The organism is Bradyrhizobium sp. Rc3b (genome assembly GCF_900114915.1).
In the GTDB taxonomy this organism is placed as follows: Bacteria; Pseudomonadota; Alphaproteobacteria; order Rhizobiales; family Xanthobacteraceae; genus Bradyrhizobium.
Genome location: NZ_FOUS01000002.1, coordinates 241,609 through 262,312 on the forward strand (window position 1 = coordinate 241,609; position 20,704 = coordinate 262,312).

Below are 20,704 nucleotides of genomic sequence, written 5' to 3' on the forward strand. Positions count from 1 at the left end.
ATGTCCGTTATCGAAGCTCTTGAACAACGTCGCGCCGGTGCCAAACTCGGCGGCGGCGAGAAGCGCATCGACGCGCAGCATGCGCGCGGCCGCCTCACTGCGCGGGAGCGTATCGACCTGCTGCTCGACAAGCATTCGTTCGAGGAGATGGACATGTTCGTCCAGCACCGCTCGACCGAATTCGGGATGGAGAAGACCAAGATCCCCGGCGACGGTGTCGTCACCGGCTGGGGCACCGTCAACGGCCGCAAGACTTTCGTCTTCGCCAAGGACTTCACCGTGTTCGGCGGCTCGCTGTCGGAAACGCACGCGATGAAGATCACCAAGCTCCAGGACATGGCGATGAAGGCGAGGGCGCCCATCATCGGCCTTTATGACGCCGGCGGCGCCCGCATCCAGGAAGGCGTCGCCGCGCTCGCCGGCTATTCCTACGTGTTCCGCCGCAACGTGCTGGCGTCCGGCGTGATCCCGCTGATCTCCGTCATCATGGGCCCCTGCGCCGGCGGCGACGTCTATTCGCCTGCCATGACCGACTTCATCTTCATGGTGAAGAACACTAGCTACATGTTCGTCACCGGCCCCGACGTGGTGAAGACCGTCACCAACGAGGTCGTCACGGCGGAAGAGCTTGGCGGCGCCTCGGTGCACGCGACGCGCTCCTCGATCGCCGACGGCGCCTTCGAGAACGACGTCGAGACGCTCCTGCAGATGCGGCGCCTGATCGACTTCCTGCCGTCGAACAATTCCGACGGCGTGCCGGAATGGCCGAGCTTCGACGACATCGAGCGGGTCGACATGTCTCTGGACACGCTGATCCCCGACAATCCGAACAAGCCCTACGACATGAAGGAACTGATCCTGAAGGTCGTGGACGAGGGCGATTTCTTCGAGATCGCGGAGAGTTTTGGCAAGAACATCGTCACCGGCTTCGGCCGTATCGCGGGCCGCACCGTCGGCTTCATCGCCAACCAGCCGATGGTGCTGGCCGGCGTGCTCGACAAGGATGCCTCGCGCAAGGCCGCGCGCTTCGTCCGCTTCTGCGATGCCTTCAACATCCCGATCGTCACTTTCGTGGACGTGCCGGGCTTCCTGCCGGGCACCGCGCAGGAATATGGCGGCCTGATCAAGCACGGCGCAAAGCTGCTGTTCGCCTATTCGCAGTGCACCGTGCCGCTGGTGACCATCATCACCCGCAAGGCCTATGGCGGCGCCTTCGACGTCATGGCCTCCAAGGAGATCGGCGCCGACATGAACTACGCCTGGCCGACCGCCCAGATCGCGGTGATGGGTGCCAAGGGCGCCGTCGAGATCATCTTCCGCAGTGACATCGGCGACCCCGACAAGATCGCCGCGCGCACCAAGGAATACGAGGACCGCTTCCTGTCGCCGTTCATCGCCGCCGAGCGCGGCTATATCGACGACGTCATCATGCCGCATTCGACGCGGAAGCGGATCGCGCGGGCGCTGGCGATGCTGAAGGACAAGAAAATGGAAGCGCCGGCGAAGAAGCACGACAACATGCCGTTGTGAGAAGAGAAGTGTTCAAACGCATTCTGATCGCCAATCGCGGCGAAATCGCCTGCCGGGTCATCAAGACCGCCCGCAAGATGGGAATTCAGACGGTTGCGGTCTGTTCCGAGGCCGACCGCGATGCCCTCCATGTGGAGATGGCCGACGAGGCCGTGCTGATCGGCCCTCCTGCCGCGGCCGAGAGCTATCTGGTGATCGAGAAGATCGTCGAGGCATGTAAAAAGACGGGCGCCGAGGCCGTGCATCCCGGCTACGGCTTCCTGTCAGAGCGCGAGGCATTTCCGCGCGCACTGGAGGCGGCCGGCATCGTCTTCATCGGCCCCAATCCGGGCGCGATCGCGGCGATGGGCGACAAGATCGAATCCAAGAAGGCGGCGGCCAAGGCCAAGGTCTCGACCGTGCCGGGCCACCTCGGCGTCATCGAGGACGACAAGCACGCGGTCCGCATCGCCGACGAGATCGGCTATCCCGTCATGATCAAGGCCTCGGCCGGCGGCGGCGGCAAGGGCATGCGCATCGCCCATTCCAAGGCCGAGGTCGCCGAAGGCTTCAACCTCGCCAAGGCCGAGGCCAAGGCCTCGTTCGGCGACGACCGCGTCTTCGTCGAGAAGTTCATCGTCGATCCCCGCCATATCGAGATCCAGGTGCTCGGCGACAAGCACGGCAACGTGATCTATCTCGGCGAGCGCGAATGCTCGATCCAGCGCCGCAACCAGAAGGTCATCGAAGAGGCGCCGTCGCCGCTGCTCGATGAGGAAACCCGCCGCAAGATGGGCGAGCAGGCCGTCGCGCTGGCCAAGGCCGTGAACTACGATTCCGCCGGCACCGTCGAGTTCGTCGCAGGCCAGGACAAGAGCTTTTTCTTCCTGGAGATGAACACGCGTCTCCAGGTCGAGCATCCCGTGACCGAGCTCGTAACCGGCATTGACCTCGTCGAGCAGATGATCCGGGTGGCCGCCGGCGAGAAGCTTGCCATCAGCCAGAAGGACGTTACGCTCACCGGCTGGGCGGTGGAATCCCGCCTCTACGCCGAGGACCCGTTCCGTAACTTCCTGCCCTCGATCGGGCGCCTCGTGAAGTACCGTCCGCCGGCGGAAGCCAGCCAGGACGGCATCACCATCCGCAACGACACCGGCGTGCAGGAGGGCGGCGAGATCTCGATCCATTACGATCCGATGATCGCCAAGCTGGTCACGCATGCGCCGTCGCGCGCGGCCGCGATCGAGGCGCAGGCGACTGCGCTCGACTCGTTCTACGTCGACGGTATCAGGCACAACATCCCGTTCCTGTCCGCGCTGATGCATCATCCGCGCTGGCGTGAGGGCCGGCTCTCGACCGGCTTCATCGCCGAGGAGTTCCCAAAGGGTTTTGCGGTGCGCGTGCCCGAAGGCGAGGTCGCCCGGCGGATCGCCGCGGTCGGCGCCGCCATCGATCATGTCTTGGGTGAGCGCAAGCGGCAGATCTCCGGCCAGATGGGCGGCCGCGTCGTACAGCGCGAGCGCCGCCGCGCGGTCTGGCTCGACCGCCAGGAGATCCTGCTCGAGGTCGCCCGCGAAGGCGATGCCATCGCGATCCGCTTCATCGATGCCGACGGCAAGGCCGGCAATGCGCATCTGTTGCAGTCACCGTGGAAGCCGGGCGACCCGGTCTGGCAGGGCACCATCGACGGCCATTTCGTCGCCGTGCAAACCCGCCCCATCGCCAACGGCATCCGTCTCGCGCATCAGGGCGTCGAGGTGCCAGTCTATGTCTGGACCGAGGCGGAAGCGGCTTCGGCGCGCTTGATGCCGGTGACGACGGCCTCCGACAGCGGCAAGAAGCTGCTTTGCCCGATGCCCGGCCTCGTGGTCTCGATCGCGGTCAGCGAAGGCCAGGAGGTCAAGGCCGGCGAGACGCTGGCGGTGGTCGAAGCCATGAAGATGCAGAACGTGCTCCGTGCCGAGCAGGACGGTACGGTGAAGAAGATCCACGCCAGCGCCGGTGCGACGCTGGCGGTGGACGCGCTGATCTTGGAATTTGCGTAAGCAGGCCATGTAGCCCGTGATGCGTGGTTGACAATTAGGTCGGTAACCGGTGCGAGATCAGGAATGTCGATGTCATTTCCAGATGAATGGAAGAGGATTGCCGAGAAGGAACTAAAAGGCGATCCCATCGCGCTCGTGCGGAAGGTTCCGGAGGGCATTGAAGTCAAGCCGATCTATACGGCTTCTGATTTAGATGGGATCGAGCATCTGGACACGTTACCTGGCATGTCGCCGTTCGTTCGCGGTCCTAAGGCGACGATGTATACTGGCAGACCGTGGACAATCCGCCAGTATGCGGGATTCTCGACTGCAGAGGCGTCAAACGCATTCTATCGTTCCGCCCTTTCCTCAGGACAGAAGGGCTTGTCGGTTGCATTCGACTTGGCGACCCACCGCGGCTATGATTCTGATCATCCTCGCGTCCTAGGTGATGTCGGGAAGGCGGGCGTTGCCATCGACTCAGTCGAAGACATGAAGATCCTCTTTGACGGCATTCCCCTCGGGGAAACGTCGGTGTCGATGACCATGAACGGAGCGATAATCCCCATTCTCGCAACCTTCATTGTCGCCGGTGAAGAGCAGGGAATTCCGCGCGAAGCTCTCTCGGGAACTGTCCAAAATGACATTCTGAAGGAGTTCATGGTCCGCAATACATACATTTATCCGCCGGAACCATCGATGCGCATTGTTGCTGACATTATAGCGTTTACCGCGCAGAACATGCCGCGCTTCAACTCCATCTCGATTTCAGGCTACCATATGCAAGAGGCGGGGGCGACGCTCGTCCAGGAGCTGGCCTTTACGCTTGCTGATGGACGTGAATACGTCCGGTCTGCTCTTGCCAAGGGCCTTAACATCGATGACTTTGCAGGGCGGCTTTCATTCTTCTTCGCTATCGGAATGAATTTCTTCATGGAAGCGGCGAAGTTGCGCGCTGCTCGGCTTATCTGGTCGCGTGTTATGGCGGAATTCAATCCTAAAAAGCAGTCGTCCTTAGTGCTTCGTACGCACTGTCAGACGTCGGGAGTGTCGCTCCAGGAGCATGATCCGTATAACAATATCGTGCGGACCGCTTATGAGGCCTTAGCCGCCGTTCTGGGCGGCACGCAATCGCTGCACACAAATTCGTTCGACGAAGCCATCGCATTGCCTACTGAGTTTTCGGCTCGGATTGCCCGGAACACCCAGCTGATCCTTCAGCATGAGACGGGCGTCGCCGACGTCGTCGATCCCCTCGCGGGATCCTACTATGTCGAGCGCCTGACGGACGATCTCGTCAAGGCTGCCTGGCAACTCATGGAGGAGGTCGAAGAGCGGGGAGGGATGGCGAACGCGATCGCGACAGGGTGGCCTAAGCGATTGATCGAAGAATCGGCGACGCGCAAGCAGGCCGCGATCGATCGCGGCGATCAGGTTATTGTCGGAGTTAATCGGTTTCGGCTTGAACAAGAGGAGCCAATCGACATTCTGGAGATCGACAATTCGACTGTGCGCGCTTCGCAAATTCGCCGCCTGACCGATATCAAACGGTCGAGAGATTCTAAGGGCGTCTCCAGTGCGTTGGCCCGACTAACCCGGGTCGCGCAATTAGGTGAGGGAAATCTGCTGGAAGCCGCGATTGAGGCCGCTAGGTCTCGAGCAACCGTCGGCGAAATGTCTGATGCAATGCGGCAGGCTTTTGGAGATCACCAGGCGATACCCGATGTTGTTTCGAGTGTCTATGGCCCTGCTTATGGAAACGATCCCGAGTTCACCAATCTTGTCTCGCGGCTCGACGAAGTGTCACAAGTGATTGGCGTGAGGCCAAAGATTATGGTCGCCAAGCTAGGACAAGATGGTCATGATCGAGGTGCGAAGGTTATTGCGTCGGCATTCGGCGATATGGGGTTCGATGTTGTTGCCGGTCCTTTGTTTCAGACGCCAGCCGAAGCTGCCGCGATGGCCGTTCAGGCAAAGGTACATGTTCTGGGGGTCTCGTCGCTCGCGGCCGGTCACAGGACGCTCGTTCCTCAGGTTGTCAGGGAGTTGAAGCTGGCTGGCGCTGGCGGCATCATTGTTGTTTGCGGGGGCGTCGTGCCACGGCAGGACTACGAGGAATTGCTTCGGAGCGGAGTGGCAGCCGTGTTTGGACCTGGTACCAACGTACTTGAGGCCGCTATGGCAGTTCTCGATCTTATCGAGGGACGGCGAAGAAATCGCTGATCGAGGCCCGACCGCTTTGAAGTTGCACGGGCTTCGATCAGGATCCGTTCTATTCATCCAAGCACTAGCGCGCGCCGCGAGCGTACGGACCGCGGCTGGCCCGCGGGGGTGATGGCCACTTCGGTTAGCGGCACGTCGAAGACGTCATGGAGAAGAAAAGCGGCCCGCTCCAGAGGAGACAGACGCTCGAGGGCCAGCATCAACGTGACCGTGACGTCGTCGGCGACCGTCTCGTCTGGCTCCATGGAACCCACGAGAGGATCTGGCAGCCAGGGTCCCAGGTAGGCTTCCCGGCGCGCGCGCGCGGCGCGGCGTCGTCAGGGCACAGGCGTGTGACGATGCGGGTTAGATGGGCGGGAGGCGAATCGACGTAATCCTCCACCCCGACCCACCGCAGCCATGCGTCCTGAACGACCTCCTGCGCCTCGGCGAGCGAGCCCATCATCCGATAGGCCAGGCGTGTCAGGCGCCTGCGCTTCGCTTCGAACTCGGTGTCGCCGACTCGATGGAAACCCGTTGGCCATAGAGTTGGCTGCCGCCGAACGGCTGCCGAAATCGCTGCCGCCTGTCATCCGTCGGGGAGGAAGCAATAGCCTCGGCCTGGTACATTGGAAACATAGCCATCGCACTGCGACGCTGCCATCAGCGGCGACGACGTCGTACGAGATCCGCCCCGCTGGCAAATAGAACAGCGCGCCCGCTCGCAAGGGCCTTCGAGCCGCTGCTCGGCTCATTAGCCGCCCGAATAACGGGCAATCGGAAAGGGCGCTTTCTCGTCCGGTGTGGGATACCGGATTGATCCAGCGAAACGAGAAGCGCTTCTGCAGGCGATCGCCGGCTTGGAGCAGCAACGACGGTGCGACGGCGCTTACGCGTGGGATCTCTTCGAGGACGCGGCTGTGAACGGCCGCAACCTGGAGGCTTTCAAGGTCGCCTCGTGGCTCGAGCACCTGAGGCAGCCCAGCGCGTGACAAACGCTGACCGTGCATCCAGGATGCGATCGGCGGCGTCAACGCATCAGCCGCTCCAACCATTACGCATTTCATCGCCACCGATCTTCGGATGCGCGATTAAGCGGGCTCATTCCCCTGCGGCGATCAGAAGCCGAAGGACCGGATTTGGCCAGAGTTGGCTTCGGGGAGCCTTATGGGGTCCGATCTGAAACCCGTCATTTTTTAAGTGGGCCATTTTTGGCGGGTTGAGTGTTACGGCTTCTCGCCTACGCGCCGTGTATCGCTAAGACGGACTCACAGCGGGCCGGAAAGCCCATCATGAGTCTGCGTTCCGCCGACAGCCACCACCTGTCGCAAGTCAGCTCATGGCGCAAGGCTGACGTGATGCAGTTACCCGCCGAAGTCCGCTCTCAAGGCCAAAGCAGGCAAGACGATCCCTTGCAGTTACATATTCAGCGAGCAGGTTCAAATTTGACGAAGGTCGCGCTCTAGCTGGCGACCAAGGTGGCTAGGAATTGCTCCATGGATGGCTGTGCAGCTTTCTGCATCTTGTGCAGATCTTCGGGCTTGAGATTTGTATATCGGCGCAACATTCGCCAGTCTTTATGGCCTGTCACCATCGCAACCTGCTGTATCGAAAAGCCCGCTTCGAAGAGTCTACTTGTTCCTTCATGGCGCAAATCGTGAAAGCATAGGTCATCTATATCGATAGCGTTGCATGACCTGCGGAAGGCAGCTCCTACCGACTTCGAGTGGTATGGAAAAACGCGTCCGAGGCCGCGCGTGAGAATCCGCTGCTCGAGCATAAGCTGCCAGGCATCGTACCCGGTCGAATTGAGGAGAGGAACCACTTGGTGGTTTCCGTCTTTGCGTCGAGGATCTTTGCGGTCGCGAATAGTGACGGTTCGCTTTGACATGTCGACATCAGTCCACTCGATGCGGCAGATCTCAGCTTGGCGCATTGCTGTCGCCACAGCAAAGCGAACAATTCTACCGAGTGGTAGATACTGTTGGGCGTTAGATTCTGTGTATCCGATCAGTCGATCGAGTTCGTCTTGGCTAGGGCGCCGATCTCTCTCGTTTGACTTTCCGACGAGATCCAGGTGCTTTAGCGCAGCTCTGGCCAGCTGTACGTTCTCGACTGAAACGTTAATGCCGTGGACTGCGGCAGCGTGAAGTAGGATCGTTCGGATGAATGAGAAATCGATCGCAAGGGTCGCCGGTCCAGCGCCTTGAGCAGCTCGCTTTCGCCCGAACTCAATCAATCTCTCCCTGGTCAGCTCTTTGAGGTTTGTTCGTCCAAGCGAGATCTTGAGGGCCTTGAGCACCATCGACTTGGATCGTCGTACGGGCTTGCCGACCTGGGCAAGATCGTCGAGATGCAGGGTGATCAAATCGGAAAAAATTCGAGGCTGCTCAAAAGGCCGGGAACGTCGAATTGGGGTGCCGCGATCGATAGAGCGCTCCACATCAAGCGCCCATTCTTCAGCATCGCGCCGTCGCACGAACGTGTTTGCGATGTACTCGTTTTTCCTCCTGACCTGAACGCGCCAGCTTCCCGATCTGAGTTTTGTAAACGTCGGCATTGCGTGTGCACTCCACCCCGATTTCGTGTGCGCTACGTGTGCACCGGGAGATCAAATGCGGTACAAACGTGTGCAATTTGGGCTAGTTTAAGTGCACACGTGTGCACCTGGTTCACGTTCTAGTCCATTGAAAGAATAGGACAACTTATTGAAATATCAAGACTATCGCTTTTCCGTGGCCCCCATGATGGATTGGAGCGACCGGCACTGCCGGGTGTTCCACCGCCACCTGACGCGGCGGGCGCTGCTCTATACGGAAATGGTGACGACGGGCGCTGTGATTCATGGCGACCGTGAGCGGCTGCTCGGGTTCGATGCGAGCGAGCATCCGGTGGCGCTTCAGCTTGGCGGCTCGGATCCGCGCGAACTGGCGCAAGCTGCGCGGATCGGCGAGACGTTCGGCTACGACGAGATCAACCTCAATGTCGGCTGCCCGTCGGACCGCGTGAAGGATGGCCGCTTCGGCGCCTGCCTCATGGCGGAGCCGGAACTCGTGGCGAGGTGCGTCGAGGCGATGAAACGCGCTGTCGCGGTTCCCGTCACGGTGAAGTGCCGCATCGGCATCGACGACCAGGATCCGGAAGTCGCCCTTGATGCGCTTGCGCGCGCGGTGGTCGCCTCCGGCTGCGACGCACTGATCGTGCATGCCCGCAAGGCCTGGCTCAACGGGTTGTCTCCGAAGGAGAACCGCGACATCCCGCCGCTCGACTATGAGCGCGTCTATCGGCTCAAGCGCGCAATGCCTGACGTGCCTGTCATCATCAACGGCGGCATTCGAGGCCTCGACGAAGCGAGAGCGCATCTCGAACATGTCGATGGCGTGATGCTCGGCCGCGCCGCCTATCAGGACCCGTGGCGGCTGCTCGGCGTCGATCACGAAATCTTCGGCGAGGCGACGTCGCACGCGACCATGCAGGGCGCGCTCGAGGCGATGATGCCCTATATCGAGCAGCAGCTTGCGCGCGGCACGCGGCTGCATGCGATCACACGGCATTTCGTCGGCGCATTCCATGCCGTGCCCGGCGCGCGTGCCTTCCGCCGACATCTGGCCGAGCAGGGGGTGAAAGCAGGCGCCGGTCCCGAGGTGCTGCGCGATGCGATCGCGCGCGTCGGTGCGCGTGCTCCTGCGGAGGAAGCCGCGGCCTAGCCGCATTCCTGCGGGCCGATGCGATGTTTCAGAGGCCGATGAGTTGACGCACCACCGCTTGACGGACGGCCGGACCGACTCTGGCGGATTGCGCGATGTTGCCCTTCTGCCGGTGTTTTGCCCGACGTGTCACCAATATCCTTGCCCCGACGCATCCAATAACTCCGGGGAGGCGCCCATCGTTGTCCCGCGTAAGTCCTTGATCGGACAAGCATCGGCTACTGTGCATGGGGTTGTTTTCGCGTTTTCTGTTCGCCGCACCAACCGGCATCACGCACCGCGCAGGGATTAGGTCACGGCCCGTGTGAAGCGAGGTCGTTGGCGCCTGCGCGACGGTTCTTGCGGATGGTCTAGTCGAGCGCCGTACGCGAGCGGCGATGGCTGCTCTGAAGCTCGGGATAGCCGGTCAGCATCAGCTTGTCGGCGCGAACCCCCCAGCTCTCCAGGCGGTCGAGGAAGCTCATGCCAAGCAGATTGGTCTTCATCTGCCCGCGCTGGACGACGAGGGCCGGCACCGATTTTTCGACGAGATGGCCGACGGAGAGACGGTCGAGCGTGAGGCGGGCTGCCTTGGTATGGCCGCCCGCGGTTTCGAGGTCGACATCGTATTCGAGCATCTCGAGCGGCAGCCCGATGGCTTTCGCGGTTTCCCAGGTCAGCACCACCGAGGTTGCGCCGGTATCGATCACCATCGGCGCGGCGATGCCGTTGATCTTCGCACGCAGCGCGAATTCGCCGCCCTGGCCGCGCGGGATCTGCACGGCAGGCGCGGGCGTTGCCGTCTGCGCGCGAAAGATGTGGGAGACCTTGTGGCTGGCACGCGCGATCTGATCGGGATCGCCATAGGCGACGACCGCGCCTGCCGTGCCGGCAAGCATGACGAGAACGAGCAGGAAGCGGATCATCGCACGCCTCCGCAGGCGGGCAGGCCGGTCAGGTGCGTTTCGGCGACGCCGCGATCGGCGCCAGTCCGGCTTCCGTCATGCGTGCGGGCAACAGCGCCATGACCGCGAGCCGGTCCGCGCTTTCCATGGCGTGCCAGCGCGCGATCTCGGGCAAGGTCCGGCCGCAGCCGAAGCACAGCTTGGTCCTGGGATCGATCATGCAGACGGCGACGCACGGCGTTTCTTTGCTCATTCGGACATTGTGGGGGATTGTCGGGCATGTCTGCAAGCATCTGGTTTAAGAGCCCGTGCCTGCGCTCATGATCGGCTTGTGGCGCGGCCGGCGCTTCTCCTCGGGCAGTACGGAACTCTCGGGCTGGAGCGGCGGGGAATCATCCGACAGCGGCGCCAGCGCGCTCATCACGCGCTCCGGCGGGAAGGTGACGATCACCTCGGTGCCGATGCGCAACTTCGATTTCAGCGTGAACGTGCCGCCATGGAGGTCGATCAGATTCTTGGCGATCGGCAGGCCGAGACCGGCGCCCTGTTCGGCGGACTTGATCGAGTTAGAGCCCTGGCCGAACGAGGCGAGCACGACCGGGATCTCGTCCTCGGGAATGCCGGACCCGGAATCCCGCACCGAGAGATATTGTCCGCCCGAGGCGGTCCATCCGGCCTTGAGCCAGATCTCGCCGCCTTGCGGGGTGAACTTGATCGAGTTGGAGAGCAGGTTGAGCACGACCTGGCGGATCGCTCGCTCGTCGGCCCACAGCCGCGGCATGGCCTGCTCGAACACTTCGTGGATGGTGATGCCGCGGCTGGAGGCGCGCAGCTTCATCAGGTGATGGCAGTCGGCGACGATGCCGACCAGCGACACCGCTTCCTCGTTGAGCTCGTAGCGGCCGGCCTCGATCCGCGACAAGTCGAGGATCTCGTTGATGAGGTTGAGCAGGTGCACGCCGGAATTATGGATGTCCGCCGAGTACTCCTTGTAGACCGGCACGGCATGGGCGCCAAAAATCTCGCTCTTCATCACCTCGGAGAAGCCGAGGATGGCATTCAGCGGCGTGCGCAGCTCGTGGCTCATCTGCGCAAGGAAGCGCGACTTGGCGACGTTGGCGGATTCGGCGCGGTGGCGCGCCTCGTCCGAGATCGCCTTGGCCTGTTCGAGCTCGCCGATCAGCGCGTCCTTCTCGGCGCGCGCTTCCAGCGTGGCGAAGGTGGAGGAGTGCAGGCGGTGCGCCAGCAGCACGAAATAGCCTTCGGCGGCGAGCGCAAGCGCGGCCAGAATGTAATTGTCCAGCGAGCCGGTCATCACGAAGCTCAGCGCCATGGCGACGGCGACCGGTGCGGTGGCGGCGAGGGCTGCGATCGGCAGATTGGCGGCGAGCATACTCGACACTGCGATCACCAGCAGCATCAGGAACATCATCAGCGTTTCCGTGACCATGTCGAGCACGGGATGGATCAGGATCGCCATCCAGCACAGGCCATAGAGCAGGTCGAGCACGACGAAGCGCGTCCGCCAGGCGCGCGTCGCCGCGGGCGATGCGGGCTCGGTCAGGAAGCGCCGGCAACTGCGGGTCATGGCGCTGTGGATGCAGAGCATGCCGGCGGTCCAGGCCGCGGCCGGGATCGGCTGCATCCACAGGCCGAACAGCACGCCGGTCGCGACCACCAGCAGCATCACGACATAGGAAGCCGACAGCCGCGTCTGAGCGTATTGACGCAGCATCTCGGCGTCGAAGGCCGGCCGGGTTCCGCTGGTCGACGTTAACTTGTCCCGCGCCTCGCGCACCCGCTGCGCCGCAGCCCTTCGGCTGCTCGCCGATGGAGCGCTCACCGGCTCGGCCGGAAGCTGCACAACCTCAGGCTTTTCAGCGGGGTTACTCATCAAGCAACAACGATTCCTGCCCACGCCGGACGCGGGCCTTCTGCATTGTCTATCTCTGGCAAGAAATCCTTAAGAGGTGACTTAAGGAGCTAAAGAATTACGTTAACCCGGCGTTAATTTTGGATCTCGCCTGCGCCGTCAATGCAGCGCCGCGTACTGCGCGATGTAGACCATCGCGCCCGCCAGATACCCCACCAGCGCGGGCCCTGCGATGCGGCGGGCGTACCAGAAGAATTCGATCTTCTCGAGTCCCATGGCGGCAACGCCCGCGGCCGAACCGATGATCAGGATCGAGCCGCCGGTGCCGGCGCAATAGGCGATGAACTCCCACAGGAAGCTGTCGGGCGGATGTTGCACCAGACTGTACATGCCCATCGTGGCCGCGACGAGCGGCACGTTGTCGATGATGGCGCTCAAGAGGCCGAGCAGGATGACGATGACGTCGAGACGCCCGACCGTGGCGTCGAGCCATTTGGCGAGCAGCTCGAGGACGCGGGCGTGCTCCAGGCACGCGACGGCCATGAGGATACCGACGAAGAACACAATGGAACTCATGTCGATGCGCGCCAGCGCGTGGACGAGGGTGAGGGGACGGCGCGCATCCTCGTCCTTGTGGCGGTGAACGACCTCGCCGACCAGCCAGAGGATGCCCAGCCCGAAAAGAATACCCATGAAGGGCGCAAGGTGCGTCACGGCCTTGAAAACCGGAACGGCAACCAGGGTGCCGAGGCCGAGATAAAACATCAGGTTGCGCTCGAACACCTCGACCCTGAGGGCCTGCTGCCGCCCTTGCAGCGGAGGGACGATCTCCTTTCCCTTGAGCGAGTAGCCGATGATGAGCAGCGGTATCAGCAGGTTGAGCAGCGACGGCAGGAACACCGACTTCATGATGTTGACGGGAGAGATCTGCCCTCCGATCCAGAGCATCGTCGTGGTGACGTCGCCGATCACGGTCCAGGCGCCGCCGGCATTGGCCGCGATGACGATGATGGAGGCGAACAGCAGGCGATCGCTCTTGTTGCCGATCAGCTTCTGGATCAGCGAGATCATCACGATGGTGGTGGTGAGATTGTCGAGGATCGCACTCAGGAAGAACGTCACGAAGCCGATGATCCACATCAGCGTGGTCTGCTTCGTGGTGCGGATGACCGAGGTGATGACCTCGAAGCCGTTATGGGCATCGATCACCTCGACGATCGTCATGGCACCGATCAGGAAGAAGACGATCTGCGCGGTCGAGGCGACGGATTCGTCGAGCTGATGGTTGACGAGCGAGGGGTCGCCGACGGACAGCGCGTAGATGGTCCAGAGCAGGCCGGCTCCCAGGAGAGCCGAAGCGCTTTTGTTGACGCCGAGCGGGTGTTCGAGCGCGATGGCAGCATACGCAACGATGAAAACGGCGGCTATCACGCTCAGCAAGTCAATTCCCCCCGGAATCCGTTCTTCGGCTCAATGCGAGCCTCGTCGCGACGGGCGCCGCGTCGAGACCCGCGAGGGCCGCAGCTGCCCCGGCTGCGGCCGTCAATGCGTTCCTCAGCGTTGCAGGCGCGCGAGCAGGCTCGACGTATCCCAGCGCTTGCCGCCCATCTTCTCGACCTCGGAATAGAACTGATCGACCAGCGCGGTGACCGGCAGGTTGGCGCCGTTGCGGCGGGCTTCAGCCAGCGAGATCGAGAGGTCCTTGCGCATCCATTCGACCGCGAAGCCGAAATCGTACTTGTCCTCGTTCATGGTCTTGTAGCGATTTTCCATCTGCCAGGACTGCGCCGCGCCCTTGGAGATGGTCTCGATCACTGCGGCGACGTCGAGGCCGCTCTTCTTGGCGAAGTGGATCCCCTCGGAGAGACCCTGCACCAGACCGGCGATGCAGATCTGGTTGACCATCTTCGTCAGCTGGCCGCTGCCGGCGGGCCCGAGCAGTTTGCACATCCGCGCATAGGCGCCTGTGATGATCGGCTCGGCGCCGGAATAGGCGTCCTGCGCGCCGCCGCACATCACCGTCAGAACGCCGTTCTCGGCGCCGGCCTGGCCGCCGGAGACCGGGCCGTCGATGAACTTGAAGCCGGCCTTGGTCGCGGCCGCATCCAGCTCACGTGCGACTTCGGCGGAGGCGGTGGTGTGGTCGACGAAGGTCGCACCCTTCTTCATGCCGGCGAAGGCGCCATCGGGGCCGATCGTGACCGCGCGCAGATCATTGTCGTTGCCGACGCAGCACATCACGAAATCCTGACCTTCGGCGGCCGCCTTCGGGGTCGGTGCGGTCTTGCCGCCGAACTTGTCCGCCCATTCCTTCGCCTTGGCCGCGGTGCGGTTGTAGACGGTGACCTCATGGCCCCCTTTTTTCACGAGGTGGCCGGCCATGGGGTAGCCCATGACGCCGAGACCGAGGAAAGCGACTTTAGCCATGTGTGGTACCTTGTCCGTAGCTTGAGTTTTACGGTTGCAGCCGGGCGAGGGCGCCAGGGCGGCGTCCTCGAGGTTCCGCCGCGAGGGCGGATCGGAGGCGCACCATAAACCGTTAAGGGCGGAGGGCAACGGCTTCGTTTGGCGGTCCCCTGTGCTAGGATGGCGGACCTAAGGACTTCAAAAAAGGGAGCGAAAGCATGGGCGGCGTGAGCGTTGGCGTCCTCGATCATTTCAACATCCGGACCCGGAATCTGGCCGAGACCGTCCGCTTCTACGAGGATGTGCTGGGCCTGGAAAAAGGTGCCCGGCCGAATTTCGCCTTCCCTGGCGCCTGGATGTACAGCGAGGGCAAGGCGGTGGTGCACCTCGTCGATATTTCTGCGACGGCCGAGCCACAAAAGCCGGATTCCGGCGTTGTCCATCATGTCGCCTTCGCCAGTCGCGGCTTCGCCGGCATGAAGCAGCGGCTGGCATCCAAGGACATGAAGTTCGAGTCCCGCCAGGTGCCCGGCGGCGACCTCTGGCAGATCTTCGTCAACGACCCCAACGGGGTCATGATCGAGCTGAATTACGAGGCCGCCAGGGAGCAGGGGGCGGCGCCCGCCGAGAAGGCTGACGATATCGGCAGGCAGTAGCCTTTTGGGCGTTTCCGCTCTAATGGGGCATCCTAAAGTCTCGAGCATGACCTTGCCGGAAAGCCGCGCCACGCTTGGCGCTGGTGCCATCCTCCAGGTCCGGATCATGCTCCGTTCAGGAGATGCGCTTTGAGCGTGACGCAGCAACAGGTTCTCGACAGCCTCGCCCGGATCAAATCCCCCCGCGGGGTCGCGCTCACCAATGCCAATGTGCTGAGCGCGATCAGCGCGTCCGACGGCAAGGTGTTCTTCTCGATCAATGTCGATGCCGCCGAGGCGAGGGCCTGGGAGTCCATCCGGGCCGAAGCAGAGGCCGCTGTGCGCACCATTCCCGGCGTCACCACCGTCATGGTGGCGCTGACCGCCGAGCGCAAGCCGGGCTCCGCGCCGCCGCCACCCCCGCAGCCCAGCCGCGGCGCGCCGGGCGTGCAGCCCGTCCATGCCCACAAGCCGCCGCCGCAGGGTGGCGCCCAATCGCCCATGGCGCGGCAGTCGGAAATCCCCGGCGTCGCCGCCGTGATCGCGGTCGCCTCCGGCAAGGGCGGCGTCGGCAAGTCGACCACCGCGCTGAACCTGGCGCTGGGCCTGCGCGACCTCGGCCTCAGGGTCGGGCTGCTCGATGCCGACATCTACGGCCCCTCGGTGCCGCGGCTGACCGGCCTGCACGACAAGCCGGAGCTGAACGACGAGCGAAAAATGATTCCGCTTCGGCGCTTCGGTCTCGCCATCATGTCGATCGGCTTCCTGGTCGAGGAAGAGACCGCGATGATCTGGCGCGGTCCCATGGTGATGTCGGCGGTGACGCAGATGCTGCGTGACGTCGAATGGGGCAAGCTCGACGTGCTGGTCGTCGACATGCCGCCGGGCACCGGCGATGCCCAGCTCACGCTGGCGCAGAACGTGCCGCTGAAGGGCGCCGTGATCGTCTCGACCCCGCAGGATCTGTCCCTGATCGACGCGCGGCGGGGGCTTGCCATGTTCAAGAAGGTCAACGTGCCCGTGCTCGGCATCGTCGAGAACATGAGCTACTTCCAGTGCCCGCATTGCGGCACGCGGTCGGACATTTTCGGCCATGGCGGGGCGCGGCACGAGGCCGAGAAGCTCGAGGTACCCTTCCTCGGTGAGATCCCGCTGCACATGGCGATTCGGGCCAGCTCGGATGCCGGCAATCCCGTCGTCGACAGCGAGCCGGACGGTCCTCATGCGGCGATCTACCGCGCCATTGCAGGGCAGGTGCGCGACCAGCTCAAGGGCGTCATCGCGGCCGCCTGAGCCGGCCGCCCCGCGGCCCGCCTTCTCGTCCTTTTGGGGGACATGCGACTTTCGTAGAGCCCCGTCATGCCATTGTCGCGTTCCGCAAGCGGGGCTTCCGTGGTAAAGGCCCACGGCAGTCAAGCCCCTTCGGTTCGACGCGGCCCTAACGCGTCGCCGGAATGAGCGGCGGCAAGAAGAGAAGCTAAGGGGAAACGCCCCAGCAAGGAGAGACCTGAAGATGAAGCGTCGTGATTTTCTGAAAGTGTCGGCAGCAGGCGCGGCGGCAACCGCTGTGGCCTCGCCGGCGATCGCACAGTCCTCGCCCGAGGTGAAGTGGCGCTTGACTTCGAGCTTCCCGAAGTCGCTCGATACCATCTATGGCGGTGCCGAGCAGCTGGCGAAGTACGTCGCCGAGATGACCGACAACAAATTCCAGATCCAGGTGTTCGCCGCCGGTGAACTCGTTCCCGGCCTGCAGGCGCTCGATGCGACCTCCAGCGGCACCGTCGAGATGTGCCATACGGTGTCCTATTACTACGTCGGCAAGGATCCGACCTTCGCGATCTTCGCCTCGGTGCCGTTCGGCCTCAATGCGCGCCAGCAGAATTCGTGGCTCTATCAGGGCGGCGGCAACGAGCTCGCCAACGAGTTCTTCAAGAAGTCGAACGTCGTCGGCTTCCCGTGCGGCAATACCGGCACCCAGATGGGCGGCTGGTTCCGCAAGGAGATCAAGACCGTTGCCGACCTCTCCGGCCTGAAGATGCGCATCGGCGGCATTGCCGGCCAGGTGCTCCAGAAGGTCGGCGTGGTGCCGCAGCAGCTCGCCGGCGGCGACATCTATCCGGCGCTGGAGAAGGGCACCATCGACGCCGCCGAGTGGGTCGGGCCTTACGATGACGAGAAGCTCGGCTTCGCCAAGGTCGCCAAGTACTACTACTACCCGGGCTTCTGGGAAGGTGGTCCGACCGTCCATGCCTTCACCAACCTGGAGAAGTGGAATGCGCTGCCGAAGAACTACCAGGCGATCCTCACCAACGCGACGGCCAACGCCAACGCCTGGATGGCCGCACGCTACGACATGCAGAACCCGGCGGCGCTGAAGCGCCTGGTTGCCGGCGGCACCCAGCTTCGTCCCTTCACCAACGAGGTGCTGGAAGCCTGCCTCAAGGCGACCAACGAGCTCTGGGCGGAGATCTCGGCCAAGAACCCCGACTTCAAGAAGTCGATCGACGCCATGCAGGCCTACCGCTCCGACGAATATCTGTGGTGGCAGGTGGCCGAATATACCTACGACAGCTTCATGATCCGCTCGCGCACGCGCGGCTGATCGCCTAGGCCTAAAGTCGCAAGACCGGAAAGCCCGGCCTCCAGTGGAGGCCGGGCTTTTTCTTTGCCGCAGTGCGATCGGGATGGAATTAGGCGGCGGCTTGCGTCATGGTGGTGCCAAGCCTCGGCAAGAAGGCCCACAATCACTGGTACATCAGGGCAGGAAATCATGAAGAGAAGAGACTTCATCAAGGTCACAGGACTTGGCGCGGCCGGCGCCGCCACGCTCGCGGCTCCCGCGATCGCGCAGTCGATGCCGGAAATCAAATGGCGCATGCCGACGAGCTGGCCGAAGTCGCTCGACACGCTGTTTGGCGGCGCCGAGATGATGTGCAAGATGGTCGCCGAGGCGACCGACAACAAATTCCAGATCCAGATCTTCGCGGCCGGCGAGATCGTGCCGGGCCTCCAGGTGCTCGACGCCGTCCAGAACGGCACCTGCGAAATCGGTCATACCGCGTCCTACTATTATTTCGGCAAGGATCCGACCTTCACCTTCGGTTCGGCCGTGCCGTTCGGCCCCAACATGCGCATCAACCAGGCCTGGTACATGCAGGGCGGCGGGCGCGATGTCCTCAACGAGTTCTACAAGAGCTACAACGTCACCTCGCTGCTCGCGGGCAACACCGGCTGCCAGATGGGCGGCTGGTTCAGGAAGGAGGTCAACACGCCCGACGATCTCAAGGGCATGAAATTCCGCATCGGCGGCTTCACCGGTCGCGTGCTCCAGAAGCTCGGCGTGGTGCCGCAGCAGCTCGCCGGCGGCGACATCTATCCCGCGCTGGAGAAGGGCACCATCGATGCGGCCGAATGGGTCGGCCCCTATGACGACGAGAAGCTCGGCTTCTACAAGATCGCGCCGCACTACTACTATCCCGGTTGGTGGGAAGGCGGGCCGATGCTGCTGGCCTTCGTCAACCTCGACAAATGGAACGCGCTGCCGAAATATTACCAGAGCGTGCTGGAGCAGGCCGGCCACTACGCCAACAACTACATGATGGCTCGCTACGATACCGCCAATCCGCTGGCGCTGAAGAAGCTGCTGGCGGGCGGCACCAAGCTGCACGCCTTCTCGCCGTCGATCATGGATGCCTGCTACAAGGCCGCCAAGGAGCTGCATGCCGAAGTCGGCGCGACCAACGCCAATTTCAAGAAGGTGCACGACTCCCTCGCCAAGTTCACGAGCGACGGCTACGCCTGGTTCCAGGTCGCAGAGGTCGGCTACGACATCTTCATGGCGCGGCGCTCGCAGAGCTGAGCTCATCACCGGTTGGATGCAGCGCCCCGGAGCGAAAGCTCCGGGGCGTTTTCTTGTGCGTCCTGGCCGGAGCCCGACTCAAAATTGAAAAACAACCCCATGCACAGTGGCCAGCGGCTTAAAGCAGTGGCAAAATGTAAAAATCGAATAAACCGAATATAGCCGGCAGCCGTTGGACGTGACGATGAGTTTTGATCCCGAGGCCGTTCAAAGCGCGCTGCTCAAGGCGTGGTCGCGGTCGACCGCGAGCCAATGGACGGCGGACAATCCGGCCGCAGGACAATGCAAGGTCACGTCGCTGCTCGTTCATGAACTCTTCGGCGGCGACCTGCTGAAGACGCCACTGCCGGCCGGCGATCATTTTTACAATCGGATCGAAGGCAAGAGGTACGACTTCACGGCGAGCCAGTTCGACCAGCCGATCGCTTATGCGGACTTGCCTGCAGATGGGGCCGAAGCGTTGGTGGGAGCAACGAGCGATCAATTAACCGAACTCAGGGCGGCATTTCAGCAGAGCCATACCAAGTCAGGCTAGCGCCACCAGGTGGAAGACGAATGCGAGTCTGACAACGTGCATGCGTTGCTTTCCGTTGAGATTTGCCGGAGGTAACTGTTCGGAGCGTTCAATCCATAAGGCGGTTCTTCGCTGCGCTCTCTCCATCCTTCACGCTGAAGCGCCATTGCTTACACGAACCTGACGAGCGCGCCCTTCTCTGATGCCTGCTCACCAGCGGTGCGCCGGGAGCGACCATCGCGTTCTGACGCGAGAGATTTCGTGTCATTCAACGCCCACGCGCTGCGTAGTTTTTCGGTGTTCCTTTTACGGAACGGTCGAGTTATCGGAATCCGGCAATCGGGCTGAAGTCGCGGCGTGTCATCACGCCGGCCGCGCTTCACGGTACGGTATACCGGACTCAACCAGTCCCGACGGGAATGCAGCATTCACCGAACACGGCGGCTCTCGATCGTTGATCGAGATGCAAGGGCGGCCGTTTCCCGTGGGACTTCTCAAATGAAACTGGCAATTGAAATTCTACAACTCCTGGTCCAGTCGGCCGACAGCTGGCTTTTTGAAGGGAGCCTTGCGGGGCTGAGCGATCGGGAATGGATGGCCTTGCGCTTTCTCGCCCGCGCTAACAGGTTCTCGCGGACGCCCACGGCACTTGCCAGCTTTCTGGGCACGACCCGCAGCGTCGCATCGCAGATCGCCGCCGTGCTCGAGAGCAAGGGGTTGATGGTTCGCAAGCCATCTGCAGAAGACAAGCGCTCGATTGCACTCTGCATCACGGGCGAAGGCGAGAAGTTCCTCGAGCGCGATCCAATTAACGTCCTTCGAGATCAGCTCGTGACACTTGAGCTCCCCGATCGATCTCAGCTGCGCGATACGCTTCGCCGCGTCCTCGATGGGCTCGATGTTGCCAAGCGCCGTCACAATGCCGACGTCTGCGGCAGGTGCATGTTCCTGATCGAGAGCGGAGAGGGGAGGGATCGTCACTTCAAGTGCCGGCTGTTCCGGAAATCCTTAGCTCCAAAGGACACGACCCTGCTTTGCGCCTATTTCGAGGGACGAGGCTAGGATAGCTGCTACGAACGTCCGCAGGCCCC

Annotated in this window: 20 protein-coding genes; 12 read left to right on the top strand and 8 right to left on the bottom strand. The window is 62.6% G+C overall.

The genetic code is table 11. The features are described from left to right. The 3 genes from BM190_RS04625 to scpA all read left to right on the top strand — a co-directional run bounded on the left by BM190_RS04625 (position 1) and on the right by scpA (position 5,756). Positions 1 to 1,530 (top strand): acyl-CoA carboxylase subunit beta, encoded by a 1,530-nt coding sequence (locus BM190_RS04625; RefSeq protein ID WP_092252348.1) that lies wholly within the window; start codon positions 1 to 3, stop codon positions 1,528 to 1,530. Between the two features lie 8 nt (positions 1,531 to 1,538). Next, positions 1,539 to 3,554 carry an acetyl-CoA carboxylase biotin carboxylase subunit gene (locus BM190_RS04630; protein WP_092252350.1) on the top strand — a complete coding sequence of 672 codons (2,016 nt, stop codon included), beginning with the start codon at positions 1,539 to 1,541 and terminating at the stop codon, positions 3,552 to 3,554. A 63-nt stretch (positions 3,555 to 3,617) separates the two neighbouring features. Beyond that, positions 3,618 to 5,756, top strand: coding sequence for a methylmalonyl-CoA mutase (gene scpA, locus BM190_RS04635; protein ID WP_092252351.1), 2,139 nt, complete (start codon positions 3,618 to 3,620; stop codon positions 5,754 to 5,756). 53 nt (positions 5,757 to 5,809) lie between these two features. Here the strand turns inward: scpA and BM190_RS41850 are convergent, their stop codons facing one another. Both BM190_RS41850 and BM190_RS41855 read right to left on the bottom strand, forming a co-directional pair. After that, positions 5,810 to 6,001 (bottom strand): sigma factor-like helix-turn-helix DNA-binding protein, encoded by a 192-nt coding sequence (locus BM190_RS41850; protein ID WP_502686978.1) that lies wholly within the window; start codon positions 5,999 to 6,001, stop codon positions 5,810 to 5,812. Continuing rightward, on the bottom strand, positions 5,956 to 6,201 hold the full coding sequence (locus tag BM190_RS41855) for a sigma factor (RefSeq protein ID WP_502686979.1): 246 nt from the start codon (positions 6,199 to 6,201) through the stop codon (positions 5,956 to 5,958). Before BM190_RS41855 ends, BM190_RS41850 begins: the two co-directional genes overlap by 46 nt. A 337-nt stretch (positions 6,202 to 6,538) precedes the next feature. Here BM190_RS41855 and BM190_RS41040 point away from each other — a divergent pair, with 337 nt between their 5' ends. Together BM190_RS41040 and BM190_RS40260 are read left to right on the top strand one after the other, a co-directional pair. Then, positions 6,539 to 6,727: an MFS transporter gene (locus tag BM190_RS41040; protein ID WP_018316651.1), complete on the top strand. Its 189-nt coding sequence runs from the start codon at positions 6,539 to 6,541 to the stop codon at positions 6,725 to 6,727. A 300-nt stretch (positions 6,728 to 7,027) separates the two neighbouring features. Next, positions 7,028 to 7,201: a hypothetical protein gene (locus BM190_RS40260; RefSeq protein WP_157644208.1), complete on the top strand. Its 174-nt coding sequence runs from the start codon at positions 7,028 to 7,030 to the stop codon at positions 7,199 to 7,201. On the opposite strand, the gene BM190_RS04650 is transcribed toward BM190_RS40260, so the two are convergent. Continuing rightward, positions 7,198 to 8,295, bottom strand: a complete 1,098-nt coding sequence (locus tag BM190_RS04650; RefSeq protein WP_177236914.1) for an integrase — start codon at positions 8,293 to 8,295, stop codon at positions 7,198 to 7,200. The genes BM190_RS40260 and BM190_RS04650 overlap by 4 nt on opposite strands. Positions 8,296 to 8,443: 148 nt before the next feature. Between BM190_RS04650 and dusA the strand changes: the two genes are divergently transcribed. Then, positions 8,444 to 9,442: a tRNA dihydrouridine(20/20a) synthase DusA gene (gene dusA / locus BM190_RS04655; RefSeq protein WP_092252355.1), complete on the top strand. Its 999-nt coding sequence runs from the start codon at positions 8,444 to 8,446 to the stop codon at positions 9,440 to 9,442. 350 nt (positions 9,443 to 9,792) lie between these two features. Here dusA and BM190_RS04660 read toward each other — a convergent pair whose 3' ends face one another. The 5 genes from BM190_RS04660 to BM190_RS04680 form a co-directional block, all read right to left on the bottom strand. Then, a complete protein-coding gene (locus tag BM190_RS04660) occupies positions 9,793 to 10,347 on the bottom strand; it encodes a TIGR02281 family clan AA aspartic protease (protein WP_091952184.1) in 555 nt (184 codons plus the stop codon). Positions 10,348 to 10,375: 28 nt separating this feature from the next. Further along, positions 10,376 to 10,579 carry a DUF1289 domain-containing protein gene (locus BM190_RS04665; RefSeq protein ID WP_026202286.1) on the bottom strand — a complete coding sequence of 68 codons (204 nt, stop codon included), beginning with the start codon at positions 10,577 to 10,579 and terminating at the stop codon, positions 10,376 to 10,378. Between the two features lie 45 nt (positions 10,580 to 10,624). Then, positions 10,625 to 12,220, bottom strand: a complete 1,596-nt coding sequence (locus BM190_RS04670) for a sensor histidine kinase (protein WP_026202287.1) — start codon at positions 12,218 to 12,220, stop codon at positions 10,625 to 10,627. Between the two features lie 138 nt (positions 12,221 to 12,358). Continuing rightward, complete coding sequence (nhaD, locus tag BM190_RS04675; protein WP_092252357.1) at positions 12,359 to 13,639, bottom strand: sodium:proton antiporter NhaD; 1,281 nt, start codon at positions 13,637 to 13,639, stop codon at positions 12,359 to 12,361. Between the two features lie 114 nt (positions 13,640 to 13,753). Next, positions 13,754 to 14,626 (bottom strand): NAD(P)-dependent oxidoreductase, encoded by an 873-nt coding sequence (locus tag BM190_RS04680; RefSeq protein WP_092252359.1) that lies wholly within the window; start codon positions 14,624 to 14,626, stop codon positions 13,754 to 13,756. Positions 14,627 to 14,823: 197 nt separating this feature from the next. Between BM190_RS04680 and BM190_RS04685 the strand changes: the two genes are divergently transcribed. From BM190_RS04685 to BM190_RS04710, 6 genes are all read left to right on the top strand, one after another. Further along, complete coding sequence (locus tag BM190_RS04685; RefSeq protein ID WP_018319974.1) at positions 14,824 to 15,261, top strand: VOC family protein; 438 nt, start codon at positions 14,824 to 14,826, stop codon at positions 15,259 to 15,261. Positions 15,262 to 15,390: 129 nt separating this feature from the next. Beyond that, positions 15,391 to 16,533, top strand: coding sequence for an Mrp/NBP35 family ATP-binding protein (locus BM190_RS04690; protein WP_092252361.1), 1,143 nt, complete (start codon positions 15,391 to 15,393; stop codon positions 16,531 to 16,533). Positions 16,534 to 16,753: 220 nt separating this feature from the next. Next, positions 16,754 to 17,842, top strand: a complete 1,089-nt coding sequence (locus BM190_RS04695; protein ID WP_092252363.1) for a TRAP transporter substrate-binding protein — start codon at positions 16,754 to 16,756, stop codon at positions 17,840 to 17,842. 168 nt (positions 17,843 to 18,010) lie between these two features. Beyond that, positions 18,011 to 19,099, top strand: a complete 1,089-nt coding sequence (locus BM190_RS04700; RefSeq protein ID WP_018319977.1) for a TRAP transporter substrate-binding protein — start codon at positions 18,011 to 18,013, stop codon at positions 19,097 to 19,099. 184 nt (positions 19,100 to 19,283) lie between these two features. Next, a complete protein-coding gene (locus BM190_RS04705; protein ID WP_092253036.1) occupies positions 19,284 to 19,634 on the top strand; it encodes a YunG family protein in 351 nt (116 codons plus the stop codon). Between the two features lie 477 nt (positions 19,635 to 20,111). Further along, complete coding sequence (locus BM190_RS04710; protein WP_092252365.1) at positions 20,112 to 20,675, top strand: MarR family winged helix-turn-helix transcriptional regulator; 564 nt, start codon at positions 20,112 to 20,114, stop codon at positions 20,673 to 20,675. Positions 20,676 to 20,704 lie beyond the last annotated feature (29 nt).